The organism is Kaistella sp. CFF1-2, from assembly GCF_059509915.1.
Window position 1 is genome coordinate 421,664 of sequence record NZ_JCAKLF010000002.1, and the last position, 14,246, is coordinate 435,909.

Consider the following 14,246-nt stretch of genomic DNA (forward strand, 5'->3'; position numbering starts at 1 on the left):
CTAAAGAGTAATGAGAAAAACATTAATTCTAGCAATTCTTTTAACAGGATGCTTTACAGTTTCTGCACAGGTGACAACCAGTGGTGTGCAAGGGGTAATTACCTCGGCTGCAGGTGGAACAGTAAAAGCAACGCATATGCCAACAGGAACGGTATATACGGGAACGGTAAACTCTTCTGGGAGTTTCACTCTATCAAACATGAGAGTTGGTGGTCCTTACAAAATCGAAATCACGAAAGGTAATGGACAACCAGAAGTTTTTGATGATGTTTATTTAGAACTAGGACAGCCATTCGTAGTAAACCAAAAAGATAACGTTAAAACAACGGAAATCTCTGAAGTTGTTATCTCTGGTGGTCGTGGTAGAACAAACACCAACAAAACTGGAGCTGCAACGAACGTTGGACAAAAACAAATCCAAGAGTTACCACAAACTTCTAGAAGTATTACAGAATTTACGAGATTAACGCCACAAGCAAACGGGAACTCTTTTGCTGGTAGAGATGCTCGTTACAACAACCTTCAAATTGACGGTGCAAACTTCAACAATGGTTTTGGATTAAGCTCTAACCCACTTCCAGGTGGTGGAACATCTCAGCCAATTTCTTTGGATGCAATCCAAGAGATTTCTGTGAACATTGCACCGTTTGACGTTACGCAATCTGGTTTTACAGGTGCTGGTATCAACGCAGTAACAAAATCAGGGACAAACAAATTCCACGGATCTTTATACGGGTATTATACAGGTAAAGAATTGAACGGGTGGAAAATCAACGGAAACAAGCTTGATAAGTATACAGGTGCTAAAATGACCAACGGTCTTACAGTTGGTGGACCACTAATTAAGAACAAATTGTTCTTCTTCGTAAGTGGTGAAAGAGAAGTTGCAACAGGAGCAAATGCTTCAGGAGCAAACCTTTGGAAAGCATCTCAAAACGGTGTTGCTGATGCAGCAAATAACGTAACTAGCGTAAAAGAATCTGATCTTATCGCAGTGAGAAATCACCTAATCAATGTTTGGGGTTACGATCCAGGAAGATACCAAGGTTATGCTGATAATGCAGAACAAATTGGTGACAAATTCTTAGCTCGTTTAGACTGGAACATTAATGATAAGCATAAATTAGCGATCCGTTACAACATGCTTAAAGCAACGTCTAACTCTGTAGCAAACGGAACTTCAGGACCAAGCCCAAGATCTTCTTGGAACCGTGTTTCTGATAAAGCAATGACTTTCGAAAATGGTAACTACGGTTTTGAAAACAACGTACAATCGGTTACTGCCGAATTAAACTCAACGTTTAATAGCCGTTTATCAAATAAATTCTTATTCACATACTCTCAAATCCAAGATAAAAGAACAACTCCAAATGGAAACTTATTCCCATTTGTTGATATCTGGAACGGGTCTGACACAGGTGGTAACTACATCAGTTTCGGTACGGAGTTATTCTCATATTTGAACGATGTAATCAATGATAACTACTCATTCACAAACAACTTAACGTATAGCGCTGGTAAGCACACGTTAACTGGAGGGGTTGCATTTGATCTTCAAAAATTCGGAAACTCATATACTCGTATGGGAACTGGATACTACAGATATAAGTCTGTTGAAGATTTCTTGAAAACAGGAACTCCTAATGAAGTAGCACCAATCATGTACGGTATTACTTATCCGTATGCTGGTCAAGACACGTATTCAAGAATTAACTTTGGTTTAGCATCTGCTTATATCCAAGATAGATTCAATGTTTCTGATAGATTCAACTTTACTTTAGGTTTAAGAGCAGAATTACCTCTTTACTTAAATGATTTAACTCCAAACCCATCTATCGATGCTTTAGAGCTTTTGGATAGCAAAGGAAATCCTACACATTACAATTCTGGAAAATGGCCAAACTCTAAAGTAATGCTTTCTCCAAGATTTGGTTTCAACTATGACGTTATGGGAGACCGTAGCTTAATCATTAGAGGGGGAACAGGTATCTTTACAGGACGTGTGCCATTTGTATGGTTAACGAACATGCCTACAAATGCTGGGGTATTGCAAAATACAATTGAACCAGGAAGTTATGCAGCTGTTGCACCTTGGATTAACCAAATTAAATTCCAAGGAAACGATATTTACCATTATGTAAACAATCCAGTTTATTATACAGATGCGCAAGGTAACAAAGTAACACCATTCATTAGCAATCCTAAAGAAGGAGCTCCTTCTTCATTTGCTTTGGTTGATGAGAACTTCAAAATGCCTTCAGTTTGGAGATCAAGCTTAGGAATTGACTACAAAATCCCAAGTACTCCATTAACCTTCACAACAGATTTAATCTACACTCAGGATGTTAATGCAATTTTCCAGTACGGAGCTAACAGAAAAACTCCAACTGAAAAAATGCAAAATGGAACAAGAGATTACTATGCAAACTCTGCAGCGTATACGTATAACAACAAAATTGGAGCAAACAGTGCTACAGTACTTACCAATACAGATGTTAAAGGATATGCATTCTCTGCAACTGCAGGTTTCAACTTGAGCAACTGGAAAGGTCTTTCAGGATCTGTATTCTATACGTATTCTGAAGCAAAAGAAGTTACAGCTAACGCAGGATCTAGTGCATCATCTGCATGGTCTGGATCTCTTACTGTAAACTCTCCAAACGAGCAAATTAAAAATATCTCAAACTTCTCAGTTCCGCACAGAGTTGTTGCTAACTTAAGCTACAACATCAAGAATACAAGTATTGGTATTTACTATTCTGGAGCTAATCAGGGAAGATATTCTTACTACTACTCTAACGACGTAAACGGTGATGGTATCGCGAATGACCTAATGTACATTCCGGGAAGCTCAGAAACTGTTAAGTTTGCTGACATCAAATCTGGAAACACTGTATTGTTCACGGCAGCTCAACAAAGAGAAGCTTTCGATCAATTCATTAAAGATAATGACTTAGAGAAATACAGAGGAAAAGTAACGCCACGTAACGCATTCTTGATGCCATGGGCAAATAGATTTGATGTTCGTATTAGCCAAACTTTATTCAAAGACATGGCTACGAAAGGAGACAAAGTTGCTATTTCTTTAGACTTCATCAACTTCGGAAACCTATTGAACTCGAAGTGGGGTATCCAAGATTATATGGTAAGTTCTTACGGAGCTGCTGTATTAGGAAGATCGGGAAGCGTTTCTCCAGATCCAACATTCACAATGTTGCGTGATGGTAACAACCTAGTTTCTAAACCATATAGACCAGCAAGTACAACTTCTACAACTTGGTCTGCTATGCTAGGATTCAAATATTCTTTCTAATATTAATAAATACCTAGAAATATCAAAATCCCGACCTAGAGTCGGGATTTTTTATATCTTTGCTAATCAAATTTTTGATATGGACGTACACAACATTTTTATTCAAGCACACAGAGGATTCGCGTATTTAGAAATCCTTCTAGTAGTCGTATTTTTAGTTTCTTTGCTAATCGTTATGTTTGGCTATTCAGGAAACATTAGCAAATTGCTAAGAAAGTCAACTTTATTCACCATGATTTTCTTCCACATCCAATTTATCGTTGGGGCAATTATGCTTTTCGCCACTTCTGCGTTTACGGATATTATTTCGTCACAAGGAATGGGCGCTATTATGAAGAATTCAGATTTGCGATTCACGTATATCGAGCATCCATTTTCGATGCTTATCGCAGCTGTTTTAATGACGGTAATCAACAAAAAAGTAAAAAGCAATGAGAAACTAAGCATGGGTGTTTTCATTCTTGCAATAGTAGCTTTAGCTTTATTCGGATACGCTTTGCCATGGGCAAGGTTATTTAACTCTTAAAAAACAATTTTAAACAATCCAAAATCAATGAAAGTAGCAGTCGTAGGCGCCACCGGAATGGTAGGCCAAGTGATGTTGAAAGTTCTTGAAGAACGCAATTTTCCCGTAACAGAATTAATTCCAGTAGCATCTGAAAAATCTGTAGGTAAGAAGGTGAAATTCAAGGATAAGGAATTCAGTATCGTAGCGATGCAAACTGCTATTGACATGAAACCGGAAATCGCTATTTTTTCGGCTGGTGGAGACACTTCTTTGGTTTGGGCTCCTAAGTTTGCAGAAGCAGGTTCTTTCGTTATCGATAACTCTTCAGCTTGGAGAATGGATCCCACTAAGAAATTGGTGGTTCCTGAAATCAACGCAAAAGAAATCGGTGCTGATGATAAAATTATTGCCAATCCTAATTGTTCAACAATTCAGTTGGTTATGGTTTTGAATCCGCTTCATCAGAAATACAAACTAAAAAGAGTCGTTGTTTCTACCTACCAATCCGTTACAGGAACAGGAAAAGATGCCGTTGATCAATTAAACAACGAAACATCAGTTGCTGTAAATGGTGGAGATAAAGAAGCAATCAACAAAGTGTATCCGTACGAAATCTTCAAAAATGCATTGCCGCAATGCGATGTTTTTGATGATATGGATTACACCAAAGAAGAGCTTAAATTGATGAAAGAACCGAAGAAAATCATGTCGGATGATTCTTTCCAATTAACGGCGACGGCGGTGAGAGTTCCCGTACAAGGCGGCCACTCGGAAAGTGTAAATATCGAATTCGAAAACGATTTTGATTTAGCCGAAGTTCGTCAGATTTTAGCTGAAACACCTGGAGTTGTCGTTCTAGATGATGTACAAAACAAAATCTACCCAATGCCTTTGTATTCCGAAGGTAAAGATGAAGTTTTCGTAGGAAGAATCCGAAGAGATCCTTCTCAAGCCAAAACATTAAACTGCTGGATTGTTGCTGATAACTTAAGAAAAGGCGCGGCGACAAACGCCGTACAAATCGCCGAATACCTGATTAATAACAAATTAGTATAAAACGAAATGCTCACTAAGGTGAGCATTTTTTTATTAGACACTTCAAACATTTACCCTTTTAAACTCAAAACAATGACCTCTAAAGTCAGCTCAGGAAAAACCCGATTTCGATTTCAACGCAATGTCGCCATTGTAGGAATCCTTCTTTTTATTGGAAAACTGGTTGCTTGGCGCTTGACGAAATCCGACGCCGTGTTTTCCGATGCGATGGAAAGCATCGTGAATATTATTGCAGCGTTTATGGGTTTATACTCATTGTATTTGGCAGCAAAACCCAAAGATGAAGATCATCCGTATGGTCATGGAAAAGTGGAATTTGTAACGTCTGGAATTGAAGGAGCATTAATCATTTTCGCGGGAATTGTTATTATTGTTCAAGCGGTCAATTCATTCATCAGCAAAAACATTCCACAGCAATTGGACTGGGGAATTTTGATTGTTGCTGTAACGGCCGTCATTAACTATTTAATGGGTTATTTGTCCTATAAAAAGGGGATTAAAGAAAATTCATTAGTTCTACAAAGTTCAGGAAAACATTTACAAAGCGATACGATAACAACCGCCGGAGTGGTTTTAAGTTTAATTATCGTTCGTTTCACCAAATTATATTGGCTTGATGCAGTTGTTGCAACTATTTTTGGAATTTATATTATTTGGATTGGCTACAAAATTATCAGAAAATCGTTGGCTGGAATTATGGATGAAGCCGATCCCGGAATGCTCGAACGATTGGCTGATTTTCTAAATAAAAGCCGTAAAAAAGAGTGGATTGACGTTCACAACATGAAAATTCAACAATTCGGAAGTCGGCTTCATATTGATGCGCATTTAACGCTACCCTATTATTTTGAACTTCGAAAAGCGCACGACGAAATGGAAGAAGTCATTAAATCCATCGTTAAAAAAACCGATCGAAAAATTGAATTTAATTTCCACATGGACGATTGTAAACCGCATTCTTGTGCAATTTGTCAAATGGCTGAATGCCCCGTTCGCTCTCAAAATTTTGTCGGAAAAGTGAATTGGAATGCCGAAAACATCACCCAATTAGACAAGCATACGGTTGAAAATTTAGATCCATCAAATTAAAACTAAGCTTTCTTTTCGATGCTTTGGCGGTAATAAAACATTGGAATAATCAGCAAAACAATCAACGGCTGAATTACGAATCTTCGCATGTAAAACGAAAACAAATACCCGATTTCAAACTTGGTTGAAACGGCGTACAAATACAACGGAAATGTTATGGCGAAAACAATCAGCATCAACACAATTCCTTGTACCGTCCAATCTTTTCGTTTGAAAAAGCCGTAAATAATTAAAGCAGCAAAAATCAAATTCAATACAAATCGGAAGAGATGACTTAAAATCAATTTTGTCCATTCAAAATTGGGGAAAATTGCGTTCTTATTTGCGGTATGAAAGTAGTCTAGAAACGGATCATAAAAGACTTGGTTTTCGACCATGCGAACACCAATCAATCCTAAAATCCCGATGACCACAAGAATCCAATTACTATTTTTCATCTTTCAGTGCAAAAAATTTAATCCAAACAATCCACAGAACGACCACAGTCCCATAAATAATGGCTGGGAAGAAATAATCATGGGCAATTTTGGAATAATCAGGCATTTCCAAATAGATAATGTTAAGTCCCGCAATTCTCAAAACATTCATGATATGCAAAACAACAAGGCCTATTAACGCAAAAACAAACGTTTTCGCCCCTTTATAAAATGCAAAAATAAAAGCTAAAAACAAGATCATTACGGAAACCGCGTTACAGCCTTCTACCATTCGCGTTGGCCATTGCCCATTAACGTAGAAATAGGACGTTTCTCGCTCTGGAACGTGCACCATTTTCGTGTGATATCCTAAAAGATTTTGTATCGCTGCCGCTTGATCTCCAACCCAACGCGAAATCGGATCCAAGCCTTGACCGGAATACTGATTCAAATAGAGTTGATACAACACCACCGGAATCAAATAAATCAATAAAAACCGACCTAAAATCAGCAATACAGGCTTGAAATCTTTAAACATGATGCAAATATATAAATAAGGCTGATATTTAGTACTTTTGTAGAACGAATTGAAAAAACAAAACCAGGCGTATGTCTTTATCCGAAATCAAAAATACTCTTGAAAACAAGCTTCAAAAAGAAGTTCTTTCCATAGAACAACTTCCTCAGAGCGGCTCTTCACGAAAAAATTATATTGTGACAACTTCGGAGGCGAAATACATTCTCACGGAAAACGATAACCTTCTCGAAAACGATTCGTTTTACTATTTTTCATCGGTTTTTTCCAACCTAAAACTGAACACACCTGAAATTATCTGGATATCTGAAGATCGCAAAATCTATTTGCAATCGTATCTTGGTGGTCAAACGTTATCTGAAATTATCACTAATGAAGGAGTTTCGGAACGTGTAAAATCTTTGGTTAAGCAAACGCTTGAAAAACTTTATGAACTCCAAGTAAAAACGCAAGGAAACATTGATTACAAAAAGACTTTTGAATACGAATCCTACAACGAAATTCCGGTGCTTCATGATTTGTTTTATTTCAAATTCATGTTTGCCGATGTTTTAGAAGTGTATTACCATAAAACAAAGTTGATTAAAGAGTTTCAAAAGTTGGTTTCCGAGATTGAACAATTAGAGCCAAAAGGCTTAATGATTCGTGATTTCCAAGCGCGAAACATTATGGTTGACGAAAATGACACGGTTTTTTTTATCGATTACCAAAGCGCAATGCAAGGTCCTTTGATGTACGACGTGACTTCATTTTTGTTTCAAGCAAAAGCCAATTTCTTCGAAGACTTTAGAAGTGAAATGCTTTCTCATTATTACCATTTATGGGGAAATTCCGAGGCGCAAATTCAACTACAAAAGCAACTTGCACCAATGAAGTTGATGCGTTTTCTTCAAGTTTTAGGCGTTTATGGATTCCGAGGTTTGGTACAACAGAAAAGTCATTTCATCAAATCCATTCCGCAAGGCATTGAAAATTTGTATCAATTATCCGAATCTTGGGAAGAAATGGGACAATATCCCGAGTTAAAATCAGTTATTAATCAATTGTATCAGCCTGAAATCAAAGCGAAATTGCAGGCTATGAGACCTTAAAAATAAAACGTACAAATGAATCATCCATTACATATCGAAATTCACAGTTTTTCATACAAAAAAGGCGGAATTCCTAAAGACGACTCGGGCAACGGCGGTGGCTATTGTTTTGATTGCCGTGGAATTTTAAACCCGGGAAGAATTGATGAATACAAGCCTCAAACGGGAAAAGATGTTCCCGTACAAGAGTTTTTGGAAACCCAAACGTTGATGCCGCAATTTATTGAAGGTATTAAAAGTGTTGTTTCCATCACGATTGAGAACTATTTAGAGCGCGGTTTTGAGCATCTTCAAATCAATTTTGGATGTACGGGCGGGCAACACCGATCCGTTTATAGCGCAGAAAAAATCGCAGAATTTATTCGTGAAAAATATCCACAAGCTTTGGTTACCGTGAATCACGACGAGCAGCCTCAGCTAAATCCTTCCAAATAAACGAAAATGAAAGCACTGATTTTCGCTGCTGGAAAGGGCACGCGTTTGCGTCCGTTCACAGATCATCACCCAAAAGCTTTAGCTAAAGTGAACAATGTTCCTCTTTTGGAGCGTAACATTCGCTATTTGCAGGAAGCTGGGATTCATGATTTCGTGATTAACGTCCATCATTTTGGTGATCAAATCGTTGATTTTCTAAAGTCAAAAGATAATTTTGGAGGGAATATTAGCATTTCCGATGAACGTGAAGAGCTTTTAGAAACAGGCGGTGGCTTGGTTTTTGCCAAAAAATACCTGGATGATGCTGAAAATTTCTTGATTATGAATGCCGATATCTTAACGGATTTAAACATCAAAGAATTTGTTCAATCGCATTTGGAAAACCAAAATTTTGTTACTTTGGCGGTTTCGGATCGAAATAGCTCTCGAAAACTGCTTTTCAACGAAAAAATGACGCTTCGCGGTTGGCTGAATGTACAAACGGGCGAGCAACGATTAGCGGAATTTAACAAAGGGTTTAAAGCGTTAGCTTTCAGTGGAATTCATTGCGTAAACGTCCATCTTTTTGAAAAAATAAAGCGCAAAGGAAAATTCTCGATTATGGAAGAGTATCTCGATTTAATGCAAACAGAACACATCCAAGGGTTCAAACATGAAGCACGAATTGTCGATGTTGGAAGACCCGAATCGGTTTTAGAAGCCGAAGAATATTTTAAATAATCAGTGCATGGCAAAAATTAAAAGAGGAAAAGGCCTTACTCGTGAGGTCGCAGGAAACGAATTTGAAATTGATCAAAAAATACAAAGTTCATTCAAAGAAAAAACGTGGGACGAAACCATAACCAAGGATTCTTGGATGGTTTTCAAAATCATGGCAGAATTTGTTGACGGGTACGAAAAAATGGCTAAAATAGGGCCTTGTGTTTCTATTTTTGGATCGGCTCGATTGAGAGAAGACAGCAAATATTACCAGATGGCTGTGGAAATTGCGGAGAAAATTACCGCTATTGGCTTTGGAATTATCACTGGTGGTGGCCCTGGTATTATGGAAGCCGGAAACCGTGGCGCTCATAATAAAGGGGGTAAATCTATCGGTTTGAACATTGAACTTCCGCATGAGCAGCATTTTAATCCCTATATTGATAAAAATTACTCCATCGACTTCAATTATTTCTTTGTTCGAAAGGTGATGTTTATTAAATATTCACAAGGTTTTGTAGTTATGCCTGGTGGATTTGGAACGTTAGACGAACTTTCTGAAGCATTAACACTGATTCAGACGGGTAAAATTGCTCGTTTCCCAATCGTTTTAGTAGGATCAGAATTCTGGGGAGGATTACTAGATTGGTTTAAAAATACGCTGCTTAAAAACGGGATGATTGCCGAGGAGGATCTAGAGCTCTATCGCGTTGTAGATACGGCCGATGAAGCAGTTGCACATATCAAAGCATTCTACGATAAGTATACCGTTAACGTTAATTTCTAATTGGCATATTATTTGTGCCATTTTATAACCATCTTATGATGTTAAAATTAAAAGCAATGAAAAAAATTTTATATTTCTCTGGTATTTTAGCAATATTTGCATTGATGAGTTTCATGATTGCAGATTTCTATTCGTCCATGACTAAAGTGGATTTTGTTGAAGGGAACAAAACCTTGAAGTTCACCACAAAAATGAATACGGAACACGTTGCCGCGGCGATTAAAATCAACCCAAATACGGCTGGTTTCGAAGCGGAAGTAAAGAAATACGTTAATCGTAACTTTGCTGTAACCGTTAATGGTGCTCCGAAAACATTAACTTTTACAGGGAGCCAAGTAAATGGTGAATCAGTTTGGGTCTATTTCGAAGCAGCTGGCGTAAGTGACATTAGCTCATTAAAAATCAAAAACTCCATCCTTTTAGATGCCTATCCAAAACAGTTTAATGTGGTTAATGTTGCTTATAAAGGAAACCAAAAAACGATGAATTTCCAGAGAGGAAAAGATACAAACGAAGTTAGTTTTTAAGTAAAAACTCTATACAAATACAAAAAAGCATTCCGAATTGGAGTGCTTTTTTTATTTTAACAACAATGGGTTTGTATATGGTAGAAAATTTTATATTTGTTAAAAAACAAAGTATAATATGAAAAGACTTCTATCATCTTTAATGATTCTAAGCATTGGTATTACTTCTTTATATGCTCAGGAGCAAGAAAAACCTACCAGGAGCAATGACATCATGATTAGTCCAATCGAATTGATTGCGACTCCACTGTTGAATGTCTCTTATGAAAGACTATTGAACGAAAATTCGGGAATCGGAGTTAACGGGATGTTTTTCTTAGGTGATAAAGACAAAGATAAGTACGATGATAGTAACACGTTTTTCCAGATTTCTCCCTATTATCGTTTATATTTTGGAAAAAAATATGCATCGGGGTTTTTCGTAGAAGGTTTCCTACCTATTACAAGTACGAGTGAAAATCACGACATTTATAATAATGACGGAGATTTTGTAAGAACTCTTGACGAAACAGTTACAAGCTTTGGTGTTGGTATTGGATTCGGTGGAAAGTGGGTGGCAAAAAAGAATATTATTTTTGAAGCCAGTGTTGGTGTCGGAAGACGCTTTGGTGACACGGACAAAATTAGTGCTTTAACTGGGAAAGGAATGTTGGGAATCGGATATCGATTCTAAACTTCAATAGAAAAATCAGTAGCTCAAATTCAATCAACAAATTACAAATATGTTCGACGATACCTATTTTATGAAACTGGCTTTGCAAGAAGCACATGAAGCTTTAGAAAAAGATGAAGTTCCCATAGGTTGCGTTGTTGTATTTAATGACCGAATTATTTCGCGATCGCACAATCTTACCGAAACATTAAATGACGTTACCGCACATGCCGAAATGCAAGCGATAACCTCATCTGCGAATTTTCTTGGTGGAAAATACCTCATCAATGCGACGATGTATGTTACCATGGAACCTTGCGTGATGTGTGCTGGAGCTTTGTTTTGGTCACAAATATCGAAAATTGTCATTGGCGCTCGTGATGAACAAAGAGGATTTATCAATAAAGGAATTCGGCTGCATCCTAAAACTGAAATCGTTACCGATATTCTAGCAGAAGAATGCAGCCAAATTGTTAAAGATTTTTTTAAATCAAAACGATAAACTAAAGATCTCGCCCTAAATAATACAAGCCTTTTAAGGTGTGAAGTCGGTCTCCAACATGGATTTTATCCGTTAGTGGTTTGTAAACGTGTGAAACGCCTCCTGTTGCAACCACAAAACAATCTTCCTGAACCTCGTTGTTGATTCGATCAATGAAGCCTTCTACCATTCCTAAATAGCCGTAAACCATCCCGCTTTGCATACAAGAAATCGTATCCAAACCAAGAACGGATTTTGGTTTTACCAATTCAATTTCGGGAAGCTGCGCGGTGTCGTGAATTAAGCTATTCAATGATGTTATAATTCCAGGTGCGATAATAACACCTAACGTCTCACCTGTTTTACTCAAACAGCTTGCTGTCAATGCGGTTCCGAAATCCAAAATAATCTTCGTACGATCCGGATACACAAAATGGGCCGCCACCAAATTGGCGTAAATATCCGTTCCCATTTGTTTGGATTTGGGCTCAACAGGAGATTTTGTTGTTCGATCAACAATTACAGGATCCACTTTATGAATTCGCTTTATAGCGCTTTTCACCACGTTTGTTAATTGCGGAACAACCGAACCAATGATGACTTTTTCAATAGAGTCAACATCGATTTTATAGGTTTGATACAGCATTAAAAACTGCACATACAATTCGTCTGTTGTTTTGTACGGCTTTGTATTCAGCACCCAAGAAATATCACAGTTATCATCGTCAAACAATCCAAAACGGATGTTCGTATTTCCAATATTTATAACAATTGAATTCATACGCTTCCTCAATTATTTTACTTCAACCAAATTATCTTCTGGATGGATATCCGCTAATCTCTTAGAAAAATCAATTCCTAAAGCACTGATTTGACTTTTTGAATAGGGAATCGTAAACGTATATTCTTTTTGAGTCCACGGCCAGTACGAAAGTGTTTTAAAATCACCATAGATATCTTTAGATTTCCACGTATGAGTCATATTTAGTGGAATTTGATAATTTACAACTTGCTTATCCTTCGTCAAAATTGAAAAATCAATAGGCATCGGAAGCGTTCCTCTATTTTCTAACGTTATGGTCGTTTCATCATCACCATAAACTACATTTTTTACTGCGTAATCAATGGTGTTTGTCGTGTTGATCCAATAATGGTAAAACCATTTCAAATCCATTCCTGAAAGTTTCTGTGCGATATGCATAAAATCGGTTTCATTAGGATGTTTAAAACTCCACAAACGATAGTATTCACGCATGATTTCATTTACTTTTTGCTCACCAACAATGTATCCAAGTTGTACTAAAAACAACTCTCCTTTCGTGTAGGAAGAAACGCTATACGCGCTCCCGTTATCGTGATGATCGGCCAACCAAACCGCCGGCTCTTCTAAACCACCTTTTACAAATTTTACATAGCTATTAATCGCCGGAACATACGGGTTCGGGATTGGATTTTTTGGAGGAAACAAGCGATACATGACAAAATCTTCAGCATAACTTGTAAAGCCTTCATCCATCCATGGACGCATACTTTCGTTGGTTGCAACCACCTGCTGGAACCAGGAATGTGCCCCTTCGTGAACCATTAAACCGACTAAGCCTTCCAAAGTTTTCGCTTCACCCAACATCATCGTTGCCATTCCGTACTCCATACCGCCATCACCACCCTGAACAAACGAATACGATGGATACGGATATCTGCCGAAATTTGCATTCATCAATTGGAAAAACTTCGTTACATAGGGTTTAGACTGTTCCCAAAATAAGGTTTTATCGGATTTTTGATAAACGTAATATACTTTTGGTCCGTCAATAATTGAAAAACTATCCACGGAAAAATCTTTGTCGGCTGCCCAAGCAAAATCCAACATTTTTTTCGCATTCCACTTCCAAACTGCTTTATTTTGATCGTCGAATTTCACATTCGCATTCGAAGAATATCCTTTTACTTCTAATGGATTTTGAAGCGTTCCTCCTGCTCCAACAACATAGTCTTTATCGATTTTAATACTTACATCAAAATCAGCAAAAGGTGCATGGAATTCTCTTCCGATGTAGTCAAATGTTGCCCAACCTTCGTAATCATATTCCGCTATTTTTGGGTACCATTGCGTCATCGTCATATCAACCCCTTCGCGGTTATTACGCCCTGCTCTACGAATTTGATATGGAATATTCGTATCCCATTCTAAAGTAAATGTTGTCGAAGAATTGGGTTTGATAGGTGTATTCAAATACACTTTCATAATGGTTTCCTGAACTTCAAATTTCAGATCTTTTCCATTTTGCTTGATCCAATGGATGTTTTGAGCACCTTCTTCCCCTTTCGGAATCTGTGACAAACGAGAAATCCCGTCTTTATGCAATCGGCTATCACCGGTTTTTCCTTGATTTTGAACACGCTGATCCATCATTGAACCTGGTCGAAACGCATTCCAATACAAATGAAAATACACTTCTTTTAATTCGTCTGGAGAATTATTGGTGTATTGTAACGTTTGCTTCCCCGTGTATGTAAAATTGGGTGCATCCACATCAATCTCCATCTTATATTTCGCATACTGCTGATAATAAGGAGCTCGCTGCGCCGAGAGCCAAGAACCTAAAATAACAAATAGAAAAAATAACTGCTTATTCATGATTTCAACAATTTTGAGT

General features: G+C 37.6%; 15 protein-coding genes. 11 read left to right on the forward strand and 4 right to left on the reverse strand.

Annotated elements, in window-relative coordinates; genetic code table 11:
• The first annotated feature begins 10 nt into the window (after positions 1–10).
• The 4 genes from AC5XHR_RS07055 to AC5XHR_RS07070 all read left to right on the forward strand — a co-directional run bounded on the left by AC5XHR_RS07055 (position 11) and on the right by AC5XHR_RS07070 (position 5,966).
• Positions 11–3,313: a TonB-dependent receptor gene (locus AC5XHR_RS07055; RefSeq protein WP_495950076.1), complete on the forward strand. Its 3,303-nt coding sequence runs from the start codon at positions 11–13 to the stop codon at positions 3,311–3,313.
• Positions 3,314–3,392: 79 nt separating this feature from the next.
• Positions 3,393–3,839 (forward strand): hypothetical protein, encoded by a 447-nt coding sequence (locus AC5XHR_RS07060; RefSeq protein ID WP_495950077.1) that lies wholly within the window; start codon positions 3,393–3,395, stop codon positions 3,837–3,839.
• 27 nt (positions 3,840–3,866) lie between these two features.
• Entirely contained in the window at positions 3,867–4,877 is a 1,011-nt protein-coding gene (locus AC5XHR_RS07065; RefSeq protein ID WP_495950078.1) for an aspartate-semialdehyde dehydrogenase, read from the forward strand.
• A 72-nt stretch (positions 4,878–4,949) separates the two neighbouring features.
• Positions 4,950–5,966: a cation diffusion facilitator family transporter gene (locus tag AC5XHR_RS07070; protein WP_495950079.1), complete on the forward strand. Its 1,017-nt coding sequence runs from the start codon at positions 4,950–4,952 to the stop codon at positions 5,964–5,966.
• A 2-nt stretch (positions 5,967–5,968) separates the two neighbouring features.
• Here the strand turns inward: AC5XHR_RS07070 and AC5XHR_RS07075 are convergent, their stop codons facing one another.
• Positions 5,969–6,403, reverse strand: a complete 435-nt coding sequence (locus tag AC5XHR_RS07075) for an exosortase F system-associated membrane protein (RefSeq protein WP_495950080.1) — start codon at positions 6,401–6,403, stop codon at positions 5,969–5,971.
• The gene (xrtF, locus tag AC5XHR_RS07080; protein ID WP_495950081.1) at positions 6,393–6,920 is read right to left on the reverse strand and encodes an exosortase family protein XrtF; all 528 of its coding nucleotides are present in this window, start codon (positions 6,918–6,920) and stop codon (positions 6,393–6,395) included. Before xrtF ends, AC5XHR_RS07075 begins: the two co-directional genes overlap by 11 nt.
• A 71-nt stretch (positions 6,921–6,991) precedes the next feature.
• On the opposite strand from xrtF, the gene AC5XHR_RS07085 reads away from it, so the two are divergent.
• From AC5XHR_RS07085 to AC5XHR_RS07115, 7 genes are all read left to right on the forward strand, one after another.
• On the forward strand, positions 6,992–8,008 hold the full coding sequence (locus AC5XHR_RS07085; RefSeq protein ID WP_495950082.1) for an aminoglycoside phosphotransferase family protein: 1,017 nt from the start codon (positions 6,992–6,994) through the stop codon (positions 8,006–8,008).
• A 15-nt stretch (positions 8,009–8,023) separates the two neighbouring features.
• Positions 8,024–8,443, forward strand: coding sequence for a RapZ C-terminal domain-containing protein (locus AC5XHR_RS07090; protein ID WP_495950083.1), 420 nt, complete (start codon positions 8,024–8,026; stop codon positions 8,441–8,443).
• Positions 8,444–8,449: 6 nt separating this feature from the next.
• Complete coding sequence (locus AC5XHR_RS07095) at positions 8,450–9,163, forward strand: nucleotidyltransferase family protein (protein ID WP_495950084.1); 714 nt, start codon at positions 8,450–8,452, stop codon at positions 9,161–9,163.
• Between the two features lie 7 nt (positions 9,164–9,170).
• Positions 9,171–9,929: an LOG family protein gene (locus AC5XHR_RS07100; RefSeq protein ID WP_495950085.1), complete on the forward strand. Its 759-nt coding sequence runs from the start codon at positions 9,171–9,173 to the stop codon at positions 9,927–9,929.
• Positions 9,930–9,985: 56 nt separating this feature from the next.
• On the forward strand, positions 9,986–10,456 hold the full coding sequence (locus AC5XHR_RS07105; protein ID WP_495950086.1) for a DUF6702 family protein: 471 nt from the start codon (positions 9,986–9,988) through the stop codon (positions 10,454–10,456).
• 118 nt (positions 10,457–10,574) lie between these two features.
• Entirely contained in the window at positions 10,575–11,129 is a 555-nt protein-coding gene (locus AC5XHR_RS07110; protein WP_495950087.1) for a DUF3575 domain-containing protein, read from the forward strand.
• A 49-nt stretch (positions 11,130–11,178) separates the two neighbouring features.
• Entirely contained in the window at positions 11,179–11,610 is a 432-nt protein-coding gene (locus tag AC5XHR_RS07115; RefSeq protein WP_495950088.1) for a nucleoside deaminase, read from the forward strand.
• A gap of 1 nt (position 11,611) precedes the next feature.
• On the opposite strand, the gene AC5XHR_RS07120 is transcribed toward AC5XHR_RS07115, so the two are convergent.
• Positions 11,612–12,370, reverse strand: coding sequence for a type III pantothenate kinase (locus AC5XHR_RS07120; RefSeq protein ID WP_495950089.1), 759 nt, complete (start codon positions 12,368–12,370; stop codon positions 11,612–11,614).
• A gap of 12 nt (positions 12,371–12,382) precedes the next feature.
• Positions 12,383–14,227, reverse strand: a complete 1,845-nt coding sequence (locus tag AC5XHR_RS07125) for a M1 family metallopeptidase (protein WP_495950090.1) — start codon at positions 14,225–14,227, stop codon at positions 12,383–12,385.
• Positions 14,228–14,246: the final 19 nt, after the last annotated feature.